Genomic DNA, 23,011 nt, shown 5'->3' on the forward strand with positions numbered 1-23,011 from the left:
ATTGGAGAGCTGCTGTCCTTCTTCAATGTACTCCCAGACGGTGGCATCGCTCTTCCATCCGCCTTGCTTTTTAATCAACTCGTTCTCGGGCTGCCGATGTAGAGAGGCCGCGCCGGAAGCTATGGCTGCTCAATTCCGGTACAAAATCGAACTGGCAGGCGTTACCCAAAGTCTTGAGTAATTCATTAATGGCACTGGGATTCAACGCTTTAGGCTGAATCTTATCCCACCGGTTAATGGGGCGAAAAACCGGACCTTCATTAATGCCACCCAGTTCTATCCAGTTTTTCATGGCCGTAGCAGGACAGCAGTCTGGTGCACCGAAAGGTAATGCTCGCACTAAGCCGGAGGCTTGTTGATCGGTCTTGGAACTAGACAGCCGGATGAGAAGTCCTTCAGGTTCCCACACCAGATCACCGTAGCGAATGGCCACCAATTCGCTACGGCGAAAGGCACCGAAAAAGCCGGTCAACACCAGCGCGATATCCCTCAGTTTCTTTTTGGTGGTTGGTAGTTGCCGCAAATGATTCACCATTTGGGCGACGTGCTCCAAGCGCAATGCCTTGGCTTTGCGCTTGGGTTGGCCATGGGTACGACGAACGCCTTCCATGGTTTTGCGGACCAACGGATCACTTACTGGATCGATGAGCCCTTGATAATGGTGCCATTGGCTAATAGCGGTCAGGTGCAGATCCAGGGTTCGGGGATTAAGCGATTCGGCTCTGGCCAGCAGGTAACGCACGACAGTATCCCGATCCGAGGGCAGGCGACCACCCCATTTTTCAAATTGTCGAATGGCCGAACGGTAGGCTTTACGTGTGTTGTCGGATGTCGCTGCCTGGAGGTATTGCCGTAGTGGTTCGGGCCCCTGGCGTTCAACCAGGGTCGCATCCTTATTACGTAACGACAAGTTGCTAGCCTGTATTGGCGGTTTGTTGTTCATGAATAGGATTTCCTTCGATGTCGCTCAAAAGGCGGCTATGTACCGGCGTTACAAGTCGAAAATTTACGTCAAGATCAACTAGCCCACGATAAGGATGATTATCAGTGGTTAGTATCATGAATTCAAGTGATCTTGAAACGAACCAATATAATGTTATATTACGTGTTATGTAATATGTTACTAAATAATCCGAGAGGAATCACCATGGCCCGTGCCGGAGTCACTTATCACGATATCGCTAAAGCCGCTGAAGCCATTAAAACGCAAGGCCAGGAACCCACGGTGGATCGGGTGCGCGAACACCTGGGCACCGGCAGCAAAAGCACCATCGCGCCATTGCTCAAGCGTTGGCGGTCAGACAATGGGGAGGCGGCCGATGTCAGTGGGCTGCCGAACGACCTCGTCGAGGTGGTAAAGTCCCTGCATGAGCGGGTACAGCAGATGGCCGACCACCGTATCGAACAAGCTCGCCAGGAATTCGAGACTTTAAAGGAAGAACTCCGCAAAGAGTTGACCCATGCCGACAACACCATGGCGCAACTAACTGCCCGACAACGGGACCTGGAGAACCAGACCGAACGGCTGAGCAAAGAAAAAAGCGAGCAAAGTCGGTCCCTGGAAGACGCGCGTGTCAGCCTGGCCAAGGCCGAGTCCCAGCGGGACGAAGCTGCTGCACGGATTGTTGAATTGAAGGAGAGCGTTGCGGAACTCAAACAAGAAAATAAGGATATCCGCGATCATTTCGAACATTACCAGCAGCGTACTGCCGAAGACCGCCAGCAGGAGCGCGAACAATTCCGTTCAGTTAACCAGGGGCTGAACGATCAGATCCAGGATCTGCAACACCGGCTCGCCCAGGCTGAGTCGAGAGCGTCAGAGCTGTTTGACGCCAATGTGCAGTTACAACGACATGCCGATGAATTAAAACGGGCCAATGGGGCGCTAAATAGCGACGTGAAGGGAAAGATAGAAGATGTCCAGAACCTGAAACACGAGCTTGAAGAAGCCGTGGCAAAGTGCCGGGAATACCAGCATCAAAATGATCATTTGGCGCAAAACATGGCCGTGCTCACCACTCAGAAAGCTGATGTTGATAAGCAAGTGGCCGTCTTATCCCAAACACTGGAGACCACAAAAACCGAATTGAAAACCACCCAGGATAAAGCGGCGCTTCTGATCGACGAGAATAAAGTCATTCTTCAGGAAAAAGCCGTGATCCAAGGTCAATTTAAACAGCTCCAAAGTTCGCTGTAGCCGGATGGATGTATTTTGAGCGCCCGGCAGCTTAATGGTGGAATCGTCGTAGCTCATCAAATTTGTCGGTTCTTCCACTTGAAGCTTCTGTGCTTCTTCACATCAAGGATCTTTTGCCAATGAATCTGCTGTCAATTTTCACAATATTTGTAATTACTGCGGTTGCCGAAATTGTAGGTTGTTATCTGCCGTGGCTGGTACTGAAACAGAACAAGTCGGTATGGTTGTTAATTCCTGCTGCGCTTTCGCTGGCGTTATTTGCGTGGCTGTTGACGCTTCACCCAACGGCGGCAGGTCGCACTTATGCTGCCTATGCGGGCATATATCTGGGCGTTGCTCTCCTCTGGTTGCGTATTGTTGACGGAGTGGCGCTCACCCGTTGGGACATCGCGGGGGCTTTGGTCGCATTGGTAGGGGTTACCATCATCGTTATACAGCCAACGGCCGGTTAGGCAAGGCGCCATAATGTTGAATAATATCAGCCGCTTATGCTCAAAGTGGCTAAATCCAACGCTTTTACCGGCCGGACCTCTACTTAGCCATTCATCCAATGCTTATAAAGACAGGCTCGCTTTTTTCCAGTCTCAGGTTGTTTTCTGGATGCTTGCGGCCATTGACGGCCACGCGAAAAATTTCAGTATTGCACTTAATGCCGACGGGTACCGGCTGACGCCGTTCTACGACGTAATCAGTGCTTATCCCTATTTTGGCCAGGGCAACATTCAGCGACAAAAGATAAAGATGGCGATGAAGGTGCATAGCAAGAACAAGCATTACCGTTGGCATGATATAACCGCGCGACACTGGCTAGCTCATGGCTCTTACTTAGGCATCAGTAAGGACGACATTCTCAGCATTTTGTCGACTTTATCAGCCAATGTCGAACCGGCCCTCTCGCAAACCTTCGAAGAAGCAAATGCGTATTTTGATGTGGCGGTGGGCGAATCAATATCAGCAGGTACGTTGAAGTGTAAAAACAAAATTAATGCGCTCTTGGATAGCTAATTGTTAACCGAGCACAATTCACTACTAATGGAGCTGAATTCATTTCGGTAACGCTTTCCAGCTGGGCAGAGGAGCATATCCTCACACTGAAGTTAGCTAAGCCAGACAAGTATACACAAAACTCGTACGTCGACTGCTTCAGCCGCACCTATCTCTCAGAATGGCCAATATATATGTGTTTAAAACGCAGAATAGAGTGCACTACCTGACCGAAAAGTGGCTAACCGCGTAGAACAAAGCCTTACAATGTACTGGGTGAGCTTAGGTCGAGGGTGTATTTCAGTAAGCATGAACAGACTAAAACCTTAAATTATGGTCGCGACTAATTAGAGCAGATTCACAAAAGCATTTTCGGGCTCGAACTTTAGATTTACAGTCAAATTTCTGTTATGGCTGGCCGAAAGCTGGCTTTGAATGAGAAGCGGACGTTGGTTAGCACAATCGCGACAGTTCGCTTCAGACAAGGAACGAACGGTCAACGTCTAAATCAAATGCGCCATAGGCGTCACCTGGATTTTCTTGTTATTGCGGTGCAACAGGTTGCCAGCCATCTAAGGGGCCAACCTGAACATTGATGTCATACGCATACTGACTTTGATGAGCCGACGCGGTAACTGTCACGATAACGCGGTAGCGGAAAGCTTCTTTGCTTCGTTAAAGAAACGAGTTACAAAGAAAAAGATATATGCCACCCGTAATGAAGCTAGATCAGAGATATTTAATCTTATAAAGATGTTTTACAATTCCAAAAAACGGCATTTTCATACGGACGGCGTATTACCTGCTCAATTCGAGAATGTTTGGTTTACAAAACAGATAACTGTCTAGTGAATGCTGGGGATTTTACTTTGACCCTTTCGGAATAATTTTAATTTTTTGCAGTATTTTTTGAACTTATACTTGGCTTGAGTGGTAAAAATTTTTATCTATCTTTTAATGCTTTTTTGAGGGTATAAATATGAAATATTCAAGGTTTTTTGCAATGATTGCAACATCCACAATTGCTATGTTTGGATTGATGTATCTGAATACCTATGCAATGTCACATGTTTTCTTTAGTGAAACCAGAACATACATGGCTATTTACATGGGCGCGGTAATGGCAATTATCATGTTGGCATTTATGCTGGGTATGTATAGCAACAAGAAGTTAAATACCGCTATATTTATCGGCGCCTTTATCATTTTCATTTTAGGTGTGTTTTTAGTCCGTTCACAGACAACGGTATCAGACACTTCTTACATGAAAGCCATGATTCCGCACCACTCAATCGCGATTCTTACCAGTGAGCGTTCGAACATTGAAGACAAGCGCACCAGAGAGTTGGCGAACGGCATTATCAAGGCGCAGCGCAAAGAAATTAAAGAAATGGAATGGCTGATTAACGATATCGAAAAAAATGGCAAGGCTAAAACTGCTGCAGAGGCTGAAGCGCGCGCCATCCCTGACTTTAAAGGCAAGCTATAACTGGAGCAACGCTCATGAGCAAGAAAGCAATCATTTATCGAATGGCCACCGATGAGCATATTTGCCCGTATGGACTGCGCTCTGTCGACCTGTTGAAAAGAGAAGGCTACGACATTGAGGACCATAAATTAACATCCAGAGAAGAAACCGACCGCTTTAAAGAAAAGCATGATGTTGAAACAACGCCGCAAACGTTTATCGACAATAAACGTGTGGGCGGCTACGACGAGCTGCGTGACTTTTTTGATAAAGATGAAGCTGGCCAGCAGGGCACCACCTATACTCCGGTTATCGCTATATTTTCGGTAGCTGCGCTATTAACGCTTGCACTTCAATGGTTTGTATCGGGTGACTTTTTCTCAATACGAACATTGATGCTGTTTATTGCATTTTCAATGTCGCTGTTAGCGGTTCAGAAACTCCAGGATCTATATAGCTTTACTAACTCATTTATCACTTATGACTTACTGGCGATGAAGTGGGTGCGTTACGGATATATTTACCCGTTTGTTGAAGCTTATGTGGGTATTGGCATGGTGGCGCAATTGCCTGCGCTTATGGTCGCGCCATTCTCGTTGTTTATCGGTACCGTGGGCGCGGTATCGGTTATTAAAGCCGTATACATTGATAAGCGAGAGTTAAAATGTGCTTGCGTAGGTGGCGATAGTAACGTACCCCTGGGCTTTATCTCACTGTCAGAGAACCTGTTTATGATAGTAGGCGCACTGATCATGTTGTTCTGGTAGAGCAGGGTAGTATAAGAGTTGGTATAAAACCTGCTTTTGTAGAGAAATTGAATGAACAAAATGGTGATATTATGCAATTAGATTCAAGCTTTTTCTCTACAAATACCCTTACCTCACAGCCTAAAACTGAGCAAAATCAGACGCAAGGGTGCTGTAATAAAACCGATAGTAAAGATGAAAGCAAACAAAGTTTCAAAGACATTTTAAGTAGCCTTGAAGGCAAAAAATAGTACCTTTCAATAAAAAGGCCGGCAATACATTGCCGGCCTTTTTTATATCTTTAAAACCAAAGTCTGGCTCCAATAACCATACCTTTTTCTGACGTTTCCTCGCCCATTGCTTTTAATTTATCCCTTTTATTACCTAAAGATTCACTCCAGTAGAATCCAATGTATGGGGCAAATTCTCTTGCTATTTCGTGTCGGTATCTTAGTCCTATTCTTAAATCACTAAGACCACTTTCACGATCGTATTTTTCAGAATCGGTTATATTAGCAACCAATTCAATTCTTGGTTGTAAATAAGATGTCTGGGATAATAACCATTCATATTCAGCTTCGCCAACAAATTGAATATCACCTTCTTTATTTACTCTTAAAGAGTTTTCCATTTCAAACCAGTATGGTGCTAATCCTGAAAAACTAAATACAGCGTATTCTTCTAAATTACTTTCGGAAGACAATTCACCTTTTACACCAGCACCAACCTGAAAAGACCAGAATGGTGAAATTAAATATCCATATAAAAGTTCAGCTCTTTCAAGATCTGTTGGCTTACCGTCATTTTGAGTATTTTCACCTTCGCTTTTAAATACTGCACGATGATAATCGCTTCCATACCATGCCTGCATATCCCACACTGCCCGATTTTCCTGTTCGTCGGTGCGGGTTAATTCAAGCCGGTCAAAAAATACCTGACCGGTGATAATTTCAGGCACAGGAGAAGGCCATTCGGGTTTAACCTGAGCTTGTGTACTGAAGCAACTTAGTGTGCCCACAAGCAAAATACTTTTGTTGATGTTATTCATAATTTGCTCCTTAAGACACATTGACGACACGAAACATACCGGCTTCCATGTGATAAAGTAGATGGCAGTGAAATGCCCAGTTGCCAGGGGCATCAGCAGTAATCAGTAGCGATACTTTTTCACTGGGCTTCAAATTGATAGTGTGTTTGCGAGGACGCGGATAATTACCGTTTTCAAGCTCCATCCACATTCCGTGTAAGTGAATCGGATGGTCCATCATAGTGTCGTTCACCATCACAAGACGTAAACGTTCCCCAAATTTGAAGTTAACGGGCCCATCCACCTCGTTGTATTTCACACCGTCAAATGACCACATATACCGTTCCATATTACCGGTTAGGTGCAGTTCAATTTGTCGTGATGGCTCACGTTCATCCGGCCAGGGATGCGCACCTTCTAAATCGGTATACACCAGAACTCGCCGTGGGGCATCTTCAAGACCAATACCGGGCTCATCAAGTCTGGACTGAGGATTTTTAGCAATCATTGCCGCCCCGGCACCGTGATGGTCATCATCATGCTCAATTATGATATTTTCTACAGGCAGAGCGCTAGTGTCGGCTTTAGTCTTGGCGTGAGAGTGCGCGGAAGCGCCGCCTGAATGACCTGAGCCTGACATTTTATCCATGTTTTTCATACTGCCCTGTTTATCAGAGCCCATCTTCATGCCATCTTTGTTGTCATTCATTTTCATGCCGCTCATGCCCATGGCAGCCATGCCGCGTTCGGTCATTTCACGGCGCTCTGGTATAGCAGCCGACATGCCCATTTGCGGAGTCAGAGTCCCGCGGGCAAAGCCACTTCTGTCAAAGCTTTCGGCAAAAAAGGTAAAGGGTTTGGCAGAAGTAGGCTCGACAATAACATCGTATACTTCAGCTACACCGATTCGAAATTCGTCAATTTTGACAGGTTTTACGGGTTGACCATCGGCAGCTACTACGGTCATTTCTAAACCCGGAATTCTAAAGTCGAAAAAGGTCATAGCAGAGCCGTTGATAATACGCAGCCTGACTTTTTCACCCGGCGAGAACAAAGCCTGCCAGTTATCGTCCGGGGTCCGGCCGTTCATCAGGTAGGTATAGGTGCTGCCGGTTACATCAGCAATATCCCGGGGGCTCATGCGCATGTCACCCCACATTTCACGCTGTTTCCAGGTTTTGGCTAAACCCTGTTCAGCCACATCATCAAGCGTGTCGAATATGGTGCGTTTTTGATAGTTGTAATAACCCTCGGCCACTTTCAGTTTTCGCAAAACATCGTGGGGGTCTTCAAAAGTCCAGTCACTAAGCACAATCGTATGTTCACGGTCTGCGCCTATGTCACCGTCTTTAGGTTCAATAATCAAAGGCCCTAAGTGCCCACGCTGTTCTTGTAAGCCTGAATGGCTGTGATACCAGTATGTACCGTATTGCTCTACATCAAAGGCATATTTAAAGGTCTCCCCGGGTTTGATGCCGGCAAACGACACTCCCGGAACGCCATCCATGTTTTCGGGAAGCAGAATCCCATGCCAGTGAATCGACGTATCTTCGGCGAGTTGATTTGATACATGCAAGTTTGCACGCTGACCTTCGCGTAGCCGTATTAGCGGCCCCGGCATTTGCCCATTGATAGCAATTGCATTGCCAGATTTATGCCCAATAGGCATACGGGCGTTAGCAATATCTAAATGAATAATATCGCTGGTAAGCACCTGATCTTTGAAATTACGGCCCTGAGGCGTTGCCCAGACTGGCGCTACACGAGAAAGCGCAGCGGCAGCACCGACACCCAACGCACCCAATACAAACTTTCTTCTACCTTGAGCAATATCTTGCATAACAAGGTTCCTCCACAACTCTCGCGCCGTTTCACAAAGGGTGTAGTGCATTGAATAAATATAGACAGCACAACAGCCCCATGAAATTTGGCTATGTTCAAATAAATTCTTTTAACGTATTTAAATTAGCTGTGTAGAGGGGCGATTGGAGGTCTGAACAAAGGGGCGACAAAGCGTTCGGCAACGCCATGTTCGATAAAGACGCTAAGCTCTTTAAATACCTGAGCGTTAAACGTTAAAGATGAAGAAACCGTTGCAAACAGGGCGTGACACGATACGGCTTTACACTTACATATCTTTTCGCAACAATCTGGATGCGATGTGTTACTGGTGGTATCGGTGGTGCTGGTTGCTTCAACGCTTTCTAAGAAATAAGGGGTTTCAGACTGCAGTAAACGATATTCTGAAAGCTGAATAACCGAGTCTTTGGGTGATACAACGGTGTCTGTTGAACACGCAGCCGCGCTTCCTGCAAATAAAAGCAGTAGCGTGAAGGCGGTGCAAACTTTACCGAAGACACTTTTCATAAAACGTTTATAGACCTTTTATAGCCTGTAGGCGACTCAGCCAGCAATTCAAAACAAAAAACCTTGTTTAACCTTTACCCAATACCGAAGTTTTTCAACTTTAGATTACTTTTTCATAATTTTCTTTTACAGCAGTACACAAACATGTATATCATAAAAGTGTATTAAGAGGGTACTATGAAAAAACGTTGGTCTCAAATTGTGTGTCTGATCATGCTGACTGCCTTAACCTGGCAAACGTCGGCTATGGATACTATGGTTTGCGAAATGCCCAGCGATGCCCATACTGAGCATCGGTTGATGGCCGGCGCTGAAAGTCTTGCTATGGAAATGGGCGCTGACACTGTTGATCACTCGCAATGTTGCCAAATGACCTGTGCTTGCCCGGCAAATGCCTGCTCTGCTTACACCCCACTTAGCTCTGATAACGCATTAGCGCTGTTATTTTACAGTGACAATGCGATTAAACACGCAGGCTTGCGTGCTCCTATTCAAATCTCCACCTCGTTGTATCGTCCTCCTATAACAGCCTGATCCCAGGATAAGTGTGTCTGTCGTATGGCACTAATTTCGTTGGGTTCTATAATTTTAAGTAAAGTGAACTGCTCACTTTTATTCCTAAATTTGGCTGTATTCAGAGGCACTTATGTCTACTATTTTTCGTTCGCTTGGCGCGATATTATTTTTATTTTCGACCGCAGGTTATGCAGAATCTGCCCAGACTGAGCACCAGTCTCAGGCTCTGCCTGAAAAAGCATCTTCAGCGCTTACTGTCTTCAAATCTCCGTCATGCGGATGCTGTGGAAAATGGGTCCAGCATATTCATAACGAAGGATTTAAGGCGGTGGTCAAAGACACTGCACAATTATCTGCCATAAAGAAACATTACCAGATAGCTCCACGTTATCAGTCCTGTCATACCGCGGTTAGTCGTGACAGTTATGTTTTTGAAGGGCATATTCCGGCCCGGTATATACAAAAATTCATTGATAACCCGGTGGCCGATGCGATCGGCCTGACTGTACCTGCCATGCCTGTGGGCAGCCCGGGGATGGAAGTAGGCGAGCGCTTTCAGCCCTATCAGATTTTACTTTTGCATCGCGATGGTACGCAAAGCCCATATGCACAAATTGATGCCTACGGGGAACAATTTTAATGTCAGCTTTCAGGCGCAAACTTAATGTCACTCTGACACTGCTAACCATTGCTGTATCGGCGGGTGTCGGCGCGCAATCACTACCACCACTGGACTCACTGGTTACCACGGCAATAGCAAATGACCCCTGGCTAAATGGCAGTAAACTTTCACAACAGGCGATGCAGCAAAAGGCGATTGCGGCAAGTACGTTGCCTGATCCTGTTGTGAAAGTGGGTATGCTGAATTTACCGGTAGATTCAGGCAGCTTTTCGCAGGAAAACATGACACAACTGCAGGTGGGTGTAACGCAAATGCTTGCGCGAGGCCAGTCGTTAGAGTTAGAGCAACAAAAACTCAACCTTGCTGCCTCTATTGCGCCCTCTCAGCGTGACACTCGCAAAGCGGCTATTGCAAGGGCGGTTTCATTGTTGTGGTTAGATATATACCTGGCCAAAGAGTCGATTGTTCTTATTGAACAAAACAAAACCTTATTTGAACAGGCTAAACGAATTGCCGAAACAGCTTACTCAAGCGGTTTAGGCGAGGCCAGCCAGCAAGATGTGATTCTTGCTGAACTGGAGCTTATTCAGCTAGAAGATAGATTAGCAGAAAAATATCAACAGCTTGAAATTCAATTGCATACACTTAATCAGTGGTTGTTAAACCCACGAACGGGTGCAAACTCTTCGTTACTGACGGTAAGTGACGTCGTTGACAGCCAGCCCCATGAGGTTGATTCAAAAGGCAACCTGCCTGAGTTCAGACTGAAATTTTCTGAAGCCTGGTTGAACACTCAGATACATCGCACTGAAGTTCTGGAAAGATTATTGACCCATCCCTCCATCACTGCCATTGATTTAGAGCAACAGGTTCGTGAGAAAGATGTGTCGCTGGCCAGACAAAGCCTTAAGCCACAATGGAGTGTGAACGCATCGTATGCCTACCGCGACGAAAACGCCATGGGTGATTCGCGCTCAGACTTGTTCAGTGTCGGAGTCAGCTTCGATGTACCGTTGTTTACGGACAACAAACAGCAAAAGCAAATTTCGGCCGCTATCTACAATGCCGAGGCGTTTAAAACCGAAAAACATCTTGCGATAAGAAAGCTGCTGTCGCAGGTTGCCTCGTTCAGTGCGAAACTGACCCGTTTAAACGAACGTCAGTCTCTCTATACTGCCCGAATTTTGCCACAAACCACGCTACAGTCGAAAGCGTCACTGAATGCCTATACCAACGATACGGGCGATTTTTCTGAAGTGATTCGTAGTCGTGTTACCGAGTTGACCAATCAACTTACCCTATTGACATTAAATGTAAGTGTGGCGAAAACAAAAGCGCAGCTTAACTATCTGCTGGCCCCTTTTTCATTAACATCAGCATCGTCAACATCAGCCCTTACTAAAGAACAGGGATCTGCTTCAAATGAATAAAAACATTATTATCGCCTTACTGGCAGGTTTGGGCCTGGGCGCATTATTGGTGGCGGCTTTAAATAGCTCATCAGAAACTCCTGTACAAGATGAAGCTAAAAAACCCTTGTACTGGGTAGCGCCCATGGATGATAGCTATCGCCGGGACGAGCCGGGTAAATCGCCGATGGGTATGGACCTGGTTCCGGTTTATCCCGACAGCAGCACCGAACAGAAAACATCGCCAGGTACGGTAAAAATCTCTGCCAGGGTCGAAAATAATCTGGGTGTACGCACGGCCCCTGTTACCTGGGGAACGCTTAAATCGACGATTCAAACCGTTGGTTATGTCCAGTTTGACGAAGAACAACTGACTCATATTCACTCGCGGGTAAGTGGCTGGATTGAGAAGCTTAATATTAAAGCCAATGGCCAGAGCATTGAAAAGGGTGCGCCCCTTTATTCTATTTATTCTCCGGAGTTGGTGAATGCCCAGGAAGAATATTTGCTGGCTTTACAAAGTGGTAACCAAAAACTCAGGCAGGCTGCCATGGTTAAGCTTGAAGCACTGAAAGTATCAGATGAATTCATTGCTGAGCTTAAACAAACGAGGCAGGTTAAACAGCAGGTAACGTATTTGTCACCGCAGACCGGGGTGATAAATGCGCTGAATATTCGTGAAGGTTTTTACGTAAAGCCCGAAGTCACCTTGCTAAGTATTGCTGATTTATCGGCTATTTGGGTTAATGCGGAAGTGTTTGAGCGCGATGCTGCGTTGATTGAACAAGGCCAACCCGTTGCTATTAGTGTACCTGCATTGCCCAGTAAAAACTGGCAGGGTAAGGTCGATTTTGTTTATCCCGAGCTGGACGAAAATACCCGCACGCTCACCGTGCGCATCCGTCTGGACAATCCCGATGACATCTTGAAGCCTAACATGCTGGCTAATGTCACCATTGAAAAAACAGCATCACAAAACGCTATTCTGGTACCGGCTGAAGCGGTAATCAGAACCGGACAGCAGAACCGGGTTGTGGTTGTTGTTGGTAACGGTCAGTACAAGTCGGTTGAGGTTGCACTGGGCCAGATAAGCAATGAGCAGATTGCTATTACCCGGGGCCTTAACAAAGACGATGTGGTTGTAACCTCTGCCCAGTTCCTGATTGACTCAGAATCAAGCAAATCCTCTGACTTTAAGCGAATGGAAGGGGTATCACCACAAATGTCGGCCTCACAGAGCCCGACTAAGACATCAGACTCTGTGCAGACAACCCATTCATCAGAAACAAAAGAAGAAGTTCAGGCTGTTTGGGCACAAGGAAAAATCACTAACGTGATGGCAGAGCATCGTATGGTCACTATCGATCATCAGCCTGTTGAAGCCTGGGAATGGCCACAAATGGTGATGGATTTTGCCGTAGGCGAAAGTGTTGACATTAATGCGCTAAAAATAGGACAGTCACTGCATTTTGAAATCAGCCGGCTAGCTGAAGGTGGGTTTGAAATCACCGGTATTCATATTATGGAACCCGACAGTCAGCCCGCCAAGGTTTCTCAGCCAGAAGCAAAAGAAGAAGCACAAGCGGTTTGGGCGCAGGGAAAAATCACTAATGTGATGGCAGGGCATCGCATGGTCACTATCGATCATCAGCCTGTTGAAGCCTGGGAATGGCCGCAAATGGTGATGGATTTTGCCGTAGGTGAAAGTGTCGACATTAATGCGCTAAAAACAGGACAGTCACTGCATTTTGAAATCAGCCGGCTAGCTGAAGGTGGGTTTGAAATCACCGGTATTCATATTATGTCATCAGGCAGTCAGCCCGCTAAGGCTGAAGACAAGCCTATGACCTCTGACCATTCAATGCATTAGTGGAACAGCAATATGATTGAATCAATTATTAGATGGTCAGTGGCTAACCGCGTATTAGTGTTGCTGATGACCCTGATGCTGGTATTAGGCGGGGTTTACTCGCTTAACAAAACACCGGTAGACGCTTTACCCGATTTGTCTGATGTACAGGTCATTATTAAAACCAGTTATCCGGGGCAGTCGCCGCAGGTAGTGCAGGATCAGGTAACGTATCCGCTGACAACTGCCATGTTATCGGTGCCCGGCGCTTCAACCGTTCGCGGGTATTCGTTTTTCGGCGACTCGTATGTTTACGTTATCTTTGAAGACGATACAGATTTGTACTGGGCGCGCAGTCGCGTACTGGAATATCTGAATCAGGCCGCTTCGGCGTTACCTGATGACGTTCAGCCACAACTAGGTCCGGATGCTACCGGAGTTGGCTGGGTATATATATATGCGTTGCAGGATAAAACCGGACAACATGATCTTGGTCAGCTGCGCAGCCTGCAGGATTGGTTTTTAAAATACGAGCTGCAAACCGTAGATGGCGTATCTGAAGTGGCTGCGGTGGGCGGCATGGTCAGGCAGTATCAAATTCAGGTTATGCCCGAAAAGCTACGTGCATACGGTATTCCTTTGTCGCATGTGCAGCAAGCGGTGCAGCGAGGAAACCAGGAAAGCGGGGCTTCGGTGGTCGAAATGGCAGAAGCAGAATATATGGTGACCACCACCGGCTATATTCAGAACCTGGATGATATTCGACAAATTCCTCTGGGGCTGGTGAAAGAGGGCACGGCCTTAACCATAGCCGATGTGGCCACGGTAAATGTCGGCCCGCAAATGCGACGGGGTGTGGCCGAGCTAAATGGTGAAGGCGAAGTGGTGGGCGGCATTGTCGTGATGCGCTTTGGTGAAAACGCTGAAAAAGTGATCACAGGTGTTAAAGACCGGCTGCAATCACTTAAAAAGTCACTGCCACCGGGTGTAGAGGTAGTGCCGGTTTACGACCGTTCGCAGCTTATCAATAACGCCGTAGACAATTTATGGACAAAGCTGGGACAGGAACTCATTGTTGTCGCGTTGGTGTGTGTGGTGTTTTTGTTTCACCTGCGCTCGTCTGTTGTGGCGGTCATTACCCTGCCGTTAGGTATTCTGGTGTCATTTATTGTGATGTATTTTCAGGGTATCAACGCCAACATTATGTCGTTAGGGGGGATTGCTATTGCCATTGGTGCCATGACCGACGGCGCTATCGTTATGATAGAAAATATGCATAAGCATATGGAGAAGACCCCGTTAACCAATGAAAACCGCTGGCAGGTGGTGACTAAAGCGGCGTCAGAAGTGGGTCCGGCTCTGTTCTTCAGCTTACTGATTATTACCGTATCGTTTTTGCCGGTATTTATTTTAGAAGCTCAGGAAGGACGCATGTTTGCGCCCCTGGCTTTCACTAAAACCTATGCCATGGCCGCTTCAGCCGGGTTGGCCATTACCCTGGTGCCGGTATTAATGGGCTATTTTATTCGCGGCAAAGTGACCTCAGAAAAGAAAAATCCACTAAATCGCGTATTGGTTGCCGGTTATATGCCGCTGCTCACCAAGGTACTTAAATATCCAAAAACAACGGTACTGATAGCCGCCATCGTTACTGTAGTCGGGTTTTACCCGGTTAACAAAATTGGCAGTGAATTTATTCCTCCTTTAGACGAAGGCGATTTGATGTACATGCCAACGACCTACCCGGGTATCTCGATAGGTAAAGCGCGGGAGTTACTTCAGCAAACCGACAAATTAATCAGCACCGTGCCTGAGGTGAAAAGTGTGTTTGGTAAAGTGGGCCGGGCTGAGACCGCCACCGACCCTGCGCCGCTCACCATGATTGAAACCTTTATTCAGTTAAAGCCGCAAAGTGAATGGCGCGATGGCATGACCACCGAAAAACTCAGGACAGAGCTGAACAATCTGATTGATTTTCCTGGTGTGACTAACGCCTGGGTCATGCCTATAAAAACCCGCATAGATATGCTGGCGACCGGTATTAAAACTCCGGTGGGCATTAAAGTGGCGGGCGAAGATTTGTCGGTCATTCAACGAATTGGTAAGGATATTGAGACCATACTTAAAGAGGTTGAGGGTACAGCGTCGGTATATTCAGAGCGGGTGGCCGGTGGCCGCTATCTGAAGGTTGATATATCGCGTGAGCGTGCCAGCCGGTTCGGGCTTAATATTGGCGATGTACAGGCGACGGTTTCTTCGGCTATTGGTGGTATGAATGTCACTGAAACTGTAGAAGGTCTTGAGCGTTACCCGGTCAACATTCGGTATCCGCAGGATTATCGCAGCTCGCCTGAAAGGTTAATGAGTTTACCCATTGTTACCGATTCGGGTCAGCGCATTTCATTGGGTGATGTTGCCGATGTATACGTAGAAGAAGGACCGCCTGGGATTAAAAGCGAAAACGCCCGGATTAACGGCTGGTCGTTTGTAGATATCAAAGATGTTGATGTGGGTACCTATGTAGAAAACGCAAAAACGGTACTACAGAACAAGCTGGATATACCGGCAGGCTATTCGCTGACCTGGGCAGGCCAGTACGAATACATGGAGCGAGCCAAAGAAAAACTGACGTTTGTTTTGCCGCTTACTTTAGCCATTATTCTTATTTTGCTGTACCTGAATTTCAGAGCCTTTAGCGAAGTCGCGATGATTGTAGTGACCTTACCTATGGCGATGATTGGTGGTCTGTGGTTGCTTTATTTTGAAGGGTTTAACTTTTCAGTGGCAGTGGGGGTTGGCTTTATCGCCTTAGCGGGCGTGGCCGTCGAAATTGGCGTAATAATGCTGGTTTATCTGAATCAGTCTCTTAAAGAGCTGTTAGATGAGTCGATAAAAAACCATCAGGTTATCGAGCCCGGTGAATACCGTCAGGCATTATTGCATGGAGCGGGCTTACGGATTCGCCCGGTTATGATGACGGTGGCGACCATTATTATCGGATTGTTACCCATAATGTATGGCTCAGGCACAGGGTCAGAGGTAATGAGCCGGATTGCCGCACCAATGATAGGCGGTATGAGCAGCGCCGTAGTGTTAACACTACTGGTTCTTCCGGCGCTCTACTGCTTAATAAAACAGCATACTATTAAACGTCACAACAACAAGATGATGGCTGATGATTAGGTTTTTCAGACAGGTACATCGTTGGCTTATGCTGCTGGTAGGGGTTCAGTTTGTTATCTGGATGCTATCAGGCGTTTACATGGTTATTACCGATATCCATGAGGTGCATGGCGAACATCTGATCACTAAACAATCTACGTTTTCGGTGGATGAGGTGTTGCTTTCGCCCGGTGATATTATGGCGCAATACCCTTTGGCGACAAAGGTGCGTCTGACTTCCCGGCAGGGAAGGCCGGTTTATATTGCTACGTTTACAGCAAATTCTGATAAGCCGGCTCTGCCTAAGGCAATAAGCGCAGTGACAGGTGAAGCTCTGGCTGTGGTAAATGAAGCAGCCGCACGTGATATTGCGGCCTCTCGTTTTACCGGTGCAGGCGGTATTGCCGCCGCCACGCTGATTGAAAGCCAGCAAAATCTGCCTGAAGAAGTTTCAGGTCGGTATTTGCCTTTCTGGCGAATTGATTTTGATACTCCTGAGACACCCACCTTTTATGTGCAACAAAATACCGGCGAAGTGGTCACCGTGCGCTACGATGGCTGGCGCAGCTTTGACTGGATGTGGCGCTTTCATATTATGGATTTAGATGACGGGCGAACCATTGGCAACTTCTTTCTTTTAAGTGCTATTTTCACCGGATTATTGGCAGCCCTTAGCGGTGCGGGGTTAAGTTACTGGCGTGTGTGTCGGCCTCTTGTAAAAGGGGAAGACCAATGAGTCCGTTAATTACGAAAAGTCATCGGTGGTTGTCGGTCCCGGTGGGCATTCAGGTGCTTATCTGGCTAGGCACAGGCTTGTACCTGAGCTTGTTTTCTCATGATGGTCCTGAGCTTAAAATTCAACAGCCCCAAAGTGTCGATTGGCGGGTATATGCCGAAAAACTGTATCCGGTCAGTCAGCTTCCGATTGGTAAGGCTGAGTCAATAGAGACGGTTATACTGGCCGGCAAACCTGTTTATGAAGTTATCCTTTATTCACAGTCGCATAATTACCAGCCCAGGCAAGTGCGGCTATTTAACGCGGTATCTGGCCAGCCATTTTCAATTGATAAGTCTTGGGCTAAAGCCATAGCACTTGAACGCTACACCGGTGATGCTGTACTAAGTACCATTGAGCTTGAACAAGATTCGGGTGGGCTGCTACCAAAGCAAAGAAATGCTTACTGGACAGCTTACTTTGATGATTCGGCGTTTACGTATATCCATATTGACCAACAGTCTGGGCGGTTGTTAAAGGCCAGTAATGAACATAGCCGGTTTGTGGCACTCATGTTCAAATTGCATTTTATGGACTACTGGGATAAAGGCAACTTTAACCACCCATTACTTATTGTTGCATCGATTTTAGCGCTGGCGTTTTCGTTATCAGGTTTGGCCTGGCTGGTTATGCTGCTAAAAGCTGGCCGCTTTAAAGTGCGGTTTGGCGAGTTGCACAATATTGAGGTTCTGGTCGCTAATAACAATCAAAACGTCACCGTAAAGGGCCGTAAAAACACCACATTATTAACGACGTTAACTCAAAATAAATTGCAACTGCCGGCTAAGTGTGGCGGTGGAGGGACGTGCGGAACATGCCGGTTTTATACCGAGGCCAAATTACCGGTAACGCCTGCTGAAGAACACCTTATTGCCCGTACCGAGCTGGCTGCGGGCTGCCGTTTAGCGTGTCAGCATTCATCTGCTTCTGTTGATTCAATCATAGTGAAAGACGTAGCGACTCAGGCGCTGACTCTTCAGGTTTCCCGAGCCCAGTATATTAGTCCTACGATAAAAGAGGTTGCCTTTAAGGTTGTGGGCGGGAACCTGCAAAATTTCAACGCCGGCGCTTCAGTGCAATTCTCTATCCTGGCCGGAAAACGCCGTACCGTGCCAACGGATATTCCGGCTCAGTGGCGTTCATACTGGTCTGAGTTTGAGACTCAGACCCTACCATACAAAAACACCACGCGAAGCTACTCAATAGCCAATTATGATGGTGAATGTGATGAGCTGATTTTTACTATTAAGTGGCAATGTAATATCGCCACGCAAAAGAGCGGTGGGGCAGGCTCAAGCTATTTATGTTCACTTGAACCGGGAGCGTCTGTTGAAGCTTATGGGCCGTTCGCCAGCTTTGCCGAGCGTGCGAATCGGTCCGGCGCAATGATTATGGTAGGCGGCGGCTCGGGCATAGCACCGCTTCGGGCACTGATTTTTGAAGCCTTAATAAAACATAGCGTGACGCAGGAAGTAATTTTTATTTATGGCGCGCGCCATGAAGAAGATTTGTGTTACTCAGATGAATTTGAGCATCTGGCTAAACGCTTTAAGAATTTCACTTATCTGCCCACACTCTCATTACCTTCGCCAACCTGGCAAGGGCATACCGGGTATGTACAACAGATCATCCGAGAGCGGGTAGCGTCTGTCATTTTCAAAAGTGCCAATTTTTACTTATGTGGCCCTGCTCCTATGTTAGCAGAAGTAAAGTCATTGCTGCTGTCGCAGCATATTGAGCCACACCAGATTTATATCGATTCTTTTAATACAAACGAGGTTAAAAATGAAAGTAATTCATAAGTGCTTAGTGATATCAGGTTTACTGTTTAGCAGTGTAGCGTTTTCTCATGGCGGGGTAGAGCTAACTAAAACCATGCCGAAAGACGATGCAATGTTGATGTCAGCTCCACAAACGCTGGAATTGTCATTTTCGGCAAAACTTCAACTAATGAAAGTCACGCTCTCTAAAAAGGGTGGCGACGAGGTTGATTTTGGCTTTGAACCCAGCCGTGAAGCCGAAGCTGACTATTCGTGGGAGCTTCCAAAGCTGTCTCCGGCCACCTATAACGTTGAATGGATTGCGATGGGCAGCGATGGTCACAAGATGAAAGATTCTTATTCATTTATGGTGCACTAAGGGAGTCTTCTGATGGAAATGTATATCTGGAATACGCTGATCATTGTCTGTAAAGCTTTATTTTATGCAGGAACGGCAGGCATAGCCGGGTATGCATTTCTTCAGACATTTGGCTTTGAAAAAAGCACTCAAACTCTGCCCACAGCCTATGCGCGCAAAATAACCCGCTATTTTATTTATGTCTTTACGCTCACCGTTATTTCGGTGCCGATATGGTTTTTGGCGAAAGTGGGCGCTTTTTCAGAAAGTGGCATAAGCGGAGCACTGGACCCGACTATGCTGAGTATTATGTGGGATTCACCTGTAGGCCATATGGCACAGGTACGTGGTGGCGCCACTGTTTTTGCGCTTCTGTCACTACTTGTCGCTACCCGGTTGGGTTTTCAACACATGGTAATTCGCGTTTGCATGTTGTTGGCATTAGCGGTAGCGCTTTACAGCTATACCCTTGCCGGCCATATATCAGAGCAAGGCTTGATTGAAAAAATGCTACTGATTGTACATGTTTTCGTTATGTCTTGGTGGTTTGGCGCACTGATCCCACTAAAACTCGGGTGTCGTTACCTGCCCGTAGAGCAAACCAAATCACTAATGCATAAGTTTGGTGTATCTGCACAGTTTTTGGTGGGGTTGATGATTATTGTCGGCGTACTTATGGCGCTACAGTTATTTGACAATATTTCGCAGCTTTTCACCTCTGCTTATGGGCTGACTTTGATGGCAAAGATAGGGTGTGTTGGCGCGCTACTATTAATAGCGGCCCGCCATAAACGTAAGCTTGTCCCTATGCTGAAAAACCAACAAGCAGTAGACAAGCTGTCCCGCTCCATCTCGCTGGAAATTACTTTAGCAGCAACGTTGTTACTTATCACCGCCGCGCTGACCAGTGTGGTTGGCCCCGACTTTTCATAAGGAAAATTCACGCTTCGTTATTTTTTATGCAGCCTGGCGCAGGTGGTCTCATTCGCCAACAATGCGCACTGTGATAAACCTGAGGTCATCTATAAAGATATATTAGACAATAAAACTGTATCCCGAATTCAGATAATAAGTCCATACCTCACTATGCAAATAAGTTAACCATTCATCAATGGCTTCTGGTGAATGCTTCATGACCTCAAACTTTCTCTCACGGGAGCCTTTTGTTTGTATACAAACATCATCCTTTTTTAAGGCCTAATCTAAACCGACATAGGCAGAGAATTTTTTTAACGAACTAGTCATCACAACCTCCTGAATATGAAGTTTTTTATGTAGCCTTCACTCGTCGAAGATAATATGGATGGCGTTCGTATGCAGCAAGCACATAACCTAAATTATCTTAATTCAAATAATGTAGGTTGAATGATTATATTACGTACATTGCTGCCGTTTAAGTTCAGACCTCGAACAGTAGTTTAAGCCATGAGCGATTGGAAGGTTCGGTGAGGCTTAAAACTGTGAATGTTGTATAGGTTTTAATAACGCTTGTGGGGCTCGAGCAATTAACTATGCAAATAAATTCGATATATAAATTTTTCGGTAGTGGCGTTTAAGATATTTGTCATTGCATATCAAAGCTTTGATCAGCATTAGGTCCTTCTTTTTTCAGTTCAAGGCGGCTTTGCCACACCTGGGCACTCTCCAGTAACTGGTCCTTCAACGCTGGGGAATCCATGTGCAGCTTAGCTGCTGCAGCGTATATCTTCTCAGGATTGTCAATAAAGCCATTTAGCGCTTTCTCTAGCGTTTGCTTTGGCGCCTGGCCATAGTGACGTTCTACCTCTGCCCACGCATTTTTTGATGGCGCCCCCCAGTGACTGTGCATCATCATCAAATCGATGAAGTCCTTATTATCCGGCATAGCTGAGCGGTCTGCGTGCGCCAGTAGCTTAGTCACGTAACAGCTTTCTCGATCGATAGAAGGGACTGGTAAAGAAGAGGCGTTGTCTTTGTTTAAACGGTAATCCGCAAAGCTGACCAACTCTAGTTTGATAGGCGTATCATCCACATTAATAATTGTTCTCACGCCGTACCTGTCAAAGCGCACTTCCCGGGAAAGGTCGAATGGCTCTCTGGTGATATCCCCCAGTGCATTAGATGTCACCTGTTTCCTTACTTCACGGTAGCTCTGGATATCCGGACACAAAAAATCAATGTCCACGGATTCACGGTATTCCCCTAACTCCATTGCAATGCGGGTACCGCCTCCAAAAAGTACATTATTCTTTTCCAGAAAGTCCGCATTGAAGTTGGCTAATGCTTTGGCAATAGTTTCGTGGCGTTTATATTTGTATTCCATATTATCCTGCTGGTAAAAAGTGGCCGTTTCCCTGCTCTGCAATTAGTTGGTCGATAAGCGCACGCTCAGATACCGTTAATTGGTCTTCATCCAGATAACGCCAGCGGCTCTCATAGTAGGTAAAAGCTTCTTTATGGCTTATCTCAGTGCGACCTTTTTGGTCCCATAAGATAGCTTCCAATTGTGGGTAGTCTGTAATCTGAATCATGCGCTGTCCAACATTACTTTATACCGTGAGTGTATACACAACTCGTAAATTTATTAAGCCGCAAGTGCGTTTCATCACGCAGCCGGGTAGGGGAGCCGCCCATCGACATAAAATTGTTCAATACGAAATGTCACAGGGAATTGTCTTGGAAGAGAAAATTTCAAGATTTTACCGCTCGGTAATGTTTCGCACTGGACCGCCGTAATGTTCTCCGGCTTCGTTGACGTGATTGCTGTTGGCGTATCAATGGCCACATTTACGCCTTCGTTTTCCCTGGCTGATATAAATCTGATGACCTGAGCACCAGCCTTACGCGCTTCACCGCCTACAGCCTGCGAGAACGCATAAGATGTTTTACTGGTGAGTTCAGCGATAGCGTTAACATCCGATGTTTGTGTCAAATCTACCAATTTTTCTGTTTTTATATGAACAGAGAAAAGCTGGTGAGCAGAGTGAACTTTATCCGGGTACGCTGTTTCCATCCCATCGAACAACACAAATCGATAAAAAGCGGCTTCGGCTAGACACGTTTGCTCATCTTCACTTGCGTAAAAATAGCTCGCCTCGGCCCGGGTACCAAATCGAGAACCATGTTTGAGAGGTGGGTAGCGGAACGGCGTTTTAATCAGGTAGTCGTACTTACCGACATCGTCGGGGTAAGGCGGCTTGAAGTCTTCAAGTACATCCTCCAACACCGCCTGCTCTTCTAAGTCATCCACCAGCGCGTAGGTTGCCGCTTCTTCTTGAGATTCCACCAGCCGGTATACTGGCTCCTCGTAATCACACAGGTCCCCACAGTGACCAATTACTTCAAAAGGCTTCAAACCTTTGCTCGCATAGCATCCAGGTATGCATTTATGTCAGCCAGGCCGGTAATACGTGTGACTAATTGCTTGGGTATACCGCGCAGATGTTTGTTTGAAGTTGAGAACCAATGCTTCATTGCGGCCTTATCGCCCCCAAGGATTGCATATAACGACCGGTAAAGGCGAATGAATAATACCTGTATCTCATGCTCTTTGCTGTTTGCACTAAATCCCTGAGAACGTGCAAGCGTTGCGCGAGTTTTGCCTATAATCGCCGCAGCCTCGGCATCGGTAAGGCCGAAGTCTTTATAGGCATTTCTGTAGGCCTTGGTAACCCCCATCTGCTTGTCTACACTTTGCTTTTCCATGTTGCTCCCTTCGCAAACGAAACAATAGAGTTTGTATAATTATAGGCATGCGGCTGTTAAATTGCACGAATTTATACATCCAATGAT

General features: G+C 46.5%; 23 protein-coding genes and 1 pseudogene. 16 read left to right on the forward strand and 8 right to left on the reverse strand.

The features are described 5' to 3' along the window. Window positions 1-70 precede the first annotated feature (70 nt). Window positions 71-943, reverse strand: a complete 873-nt coding sequence (locus EZV72_RS01250) for a tyrosine-type recombinase/integrase (protein WP_232364478.1) — start codon at window positions 941-943, stop codon at window positions 71-73. A gap of 204 nt (window positions 944-1,147) precedes the next feature. Between EZV72_RS01250 and EZV72_RS01255 the strand changes: the two genes are divergently transcribed. The 7 genes and pseudogenes from EZV72_RS01255 to EZV72_RS18375 all read left to right on the forward strand — a co-directional run bounded on the left by EZV72_RS01255 (window position 1,148) and on the right by EZV72_RS18375 (window position 5,646). Further along, complete coding sequence (locus EZV72_RS01255; RefSeq protein WP_011711649.1) at window positions 1,148-2,197, forward strand: DNA-binding protein; 1,050 nt, start codon at window positions 1,148-1,150, stop codon at window positions 2,195-2,197. A gap of 119 nt (window positions 2,198-2,316) precedes the next feature. Beyond that, window positions 2,317-2,649, forward strand: a complete 333-nt coding sequence (locus tag EZV72_RS01260) for a YnfA family protein (protein WP_040133149.1) — start codon at window positions 2,317-2,319, stop codon at window positions 2,647-2,649. 13 nt (window positions 2,650-2,662) lie between these two features. Then, window positions 2,663-3,202, forward strand: coding sequence for a HipA domain-containing protein (locus EZV72_RS01265; protein WP_137165531.1), 540 nt, complete (start codon window positions 2,663-2,665; stop codon window positions 3,200-3,202). A gap of 597 nt (window positions 3,203-3,799) precedes the next feature. Then, window positions 3,800-4,030 (forward strand): annotated as a pseudogene (locus EZV72_RS18530) (IS3 family transposase); the annotation flags it as partial. 130 nt (window positions 4,031-4,160) lie between these two features. Beyond that, entirely contained in the window at window positions 4,161-4,670 is a 510-nt protein-coding gene (locus EZV72_RS01275; protein WP_137165532.1) for a DUF305 domain-containing protein, read from the forward strand. Between the two features lie 14 nt (window positions 4,671-4,684). Then, a complete protein-coding gene (locus tag EZV72_RS01280; protein WP_137165533.1) occupies window positions 4,685-5,416 on the forward strand; it encodes a MauE/DoxX family redox-associated membrane protein in 732 nt (243 codons plus the stop codon). A 71-nt stretch (window positions 5,417-5,487) separates the two neighbouring features. After that, window positions 5,488-5,646, forward strand: a complete 159-nt coding sequence (locus tag EZV72_RS18375) for a hypothetical protein (protein WP_175405021.1) — start codon at window positions 5,488-5,490, stop codon at window positions 5,644-5,646. A gap of 50 nt (window positions 5,647-5,696) precedes the next feature. On the opposite strand, the gene EZV72_RS01285 is transcribed toward EZV72_RS18375, so the two are convergent. From EZV72_RS01285 to EZV72_RS01295, 3 genes are all read right to left on the reverse strand, one after another. Then, window positions 5,697-6,443, reverse strand: coding sequence for a copper resistance protein B (locus EZV72_RS01285; protein ID WP_137165534.1), 747 nt, complete (start codon window positions 6,441-6,443; stop codon window positions 5,697-5,699). Between the two features lie 10 nt (window positions 6,444-6,453). Beyond that, window positions 6,454-8,262 carry a copper resistance system multicopper oxidase gene (locus EZV72_RS01290; protein ID WP_137165535.1) on the reverse strand — a complete coding sequence of 603 codons (1,809 nt, stop codon included), beginning with the start codon at window positions 8,260-8,262 and terminating at the stop codon, window positions 6,454-6,456. 125 nt (window positions 8,263-8,387) lie between these two features. After that, window positions 8,388-8,789 carry a hypothetical protein gene (locus tag EZV72_RS01295; protein ID WP_137165536.1) on the reverse strand — a complete coding sequence of 134 codons (402 nt, stop codon included), beginning with the start codon at window positions 8,787-8,789 and terminating at the stop codon, window positions 8,388-8,390. Between the two features lie 177 nt (window positions 8,790-8,966). Between EZV72_RS01295 and EZV72_RS01300 the strand changes: the two genes are divergently transcribed. From EZV72_RS01300 to EZV72_RS01340, 9 genes are all read left to right on the forward strand, one after another. After that, entirely contained in the window at window positions 8,967-9,323 is a 357-nt protein-coding gene (locus tag EZV72_RS01300; RefSeq protein WP_137165537.1) for a hypothetical protein, read from the forward strand. Window positions 9,324-9,435: 112 nt separating this feature from the next. Next, window positions 9,436-9,945 (forward strand): DUF411 domain-containing protein, encoded by a 510-nt coding sequence (locus tag EZV72_RS01305; RefSeq protein WP_175405022.1) that lies wholly within the window; start codon window positions 9,436-9,438, stop codon window positions 9,943-9,945. After that, window positions 9,945-11,357: a TolC family protein gene (locus EZV72_RS01310; RefSeq protein WP_137165538.1), complete on the forward strand. Its 1,413-nt coding sequence runs from the start codon at window positions 9,945-9,947 to the stop codon at window positions 11,355-11,357. The genes EZV72_RS01305 and EZV72_RS01310 overlap by 1 nt, the downstream gene beginning before the upstream one ends. Continuing rightward, a complete protein-coding gene (locus tag EZV72_RS01315; RefSeq protein ID WP_137165539.1) occupies window positions 11,350-13,206 on the forward strand; it encodes an efflux RND transporter periplasmic adaptor subunit in 1,857 nt (618 codons plus the stop codon). The genes EZV72_RS01310 and EZV72_RS01315 overlap by 8 nt, the downstream gene beginning before the upstream one ends. Before the next feature lie 12 nt (window positions 13,207-13,218). After that, window positions 13,219-16,368, forward strand: a complete 3,150-nt coding sequence (locus tag EZV72_RS01320; protein WP_137165540.1) for an efflux RND transporter permease subunit — start codon at window positions 13,219-13,221, stop codon at window positions 16,366-16,368. Between the two features lie 28 nt (window positions 16,369-16,396). Further along, window positions 16,397-17,083, forward strand: coding sequence for a PepSY domain-containing protein (locus EZV72_RS01325; protein WP_175405023.1), 687 nt, complete (start codon window positions 16,397-16,399; stop codon window positions 17,081-17,083). Continuing rightward, entirely contained in the window at window positions 17,080-18,924 is a 1,845-nt protein-coding gene (locus EZV72_RS01330; protein ID WP_137165542.1) for a 2Fe-2S iron-sulfur cluster-binding protein, read from the forward strand. Before EZV72_RS01325 ends, EZV72_RS01330 begins: the two co-directional genes overlap by 4 nt. Window positions 18,925-18,931: 7 nt before the next feature. Beyond that, entirely contained in the window at window positions 18,932-19,261 is a 330-nt protein-coding gene (locus EZV72_RS01335; protein WP_232364479.1) for a copper resistance CopC family protein, read from the forward strand. 12 nt (window positions 19,262-19,273) lie between these two features. After that, on the forward strand, window positions 19,274-20,173 hold the full coding sequence (locus tag EZV72_RS01340) for a copper resistance D family protein (RefSeq protein ID WP_137165544.1): 900 nt from the start codon (window positions 19,274-19,276) through the stop codon (window positions 20,171-20,173). 631 nt (window positions 20,174-20,804) lie between these two features. Here the strand turns inward: EZV72_RS01340 and EZV72_RS01345 are convergent. The 4 genes from EZV72_RS01345 to EZV72_RS01360 form a co-directional block, all read right to left on the reverse strand. Then, entirely contained in the window at window positions 20,805-21,542 is a 738-nt protein-coding gene (locus tag EZV72_RS01345; protein ID WP_137165545.1) for a nucleotidyl transferase AbiEii/AbiGii toxin family protein, read from the reverse strand. A gap of 1 nt (window position 21,543) precedes the next feature. Beyond that, window positions 21,544-21,750 carry a hypothetical protein gene (locus tag EZV72_RS01350; RefSeq protein WP_137165546.1) on the reverse strand — a complete coding sequence of 69 codons (207 nt, stop codon included), beginning with the start codon at window positions 21,748-21,750 and terminating at the stop codon, window positions 21,544-21,546. A 74-nt stretch (window positions 21,751-21,824) separates the two neighbouring features. Then, the gene (locus EZV72_RS01355; protein ID WP_137165547.1) at window positions 21,825-22,574 is read right to left on the reverse strand and encodes an RES family NAD+ phosphorylase; all 750 of its coding nucleotides are present in this window, start codon (window positions 22,572-22,574) and stop codon (window positions 21,825-21,827) included. Then, window positions 22,571-22,924: an MbcA/ParS/Xre antitoxin family protein gene (locus EZV72_RS01360; RefSeq protein ID WP_137165548.1), complete on the reverse strand. Its 354-nt coding sequence runs from the start codon at window positions 22,922-22,924 to the stop codon at window positions 22,571-22,573. Before EZV72_RS01360 ends, EZV72_RS01355 begins: the two co-directional genes overlap by 4 nt. Between the last annotated feature and the right edge of the window lie 87 nt (window positions 22,925-23,011).

The sequence above is a fragment of the Salinimonas lutimaris genome (assembly GCF_005222225.1).
Taxonomy (GTDB): domain Bacteria; phylum Pseudomonadota; class Gammaproteobacteria; order Enterobacterales; family Alteromonadaceae; genus Alteromonas; species Alteromonas lutimaris.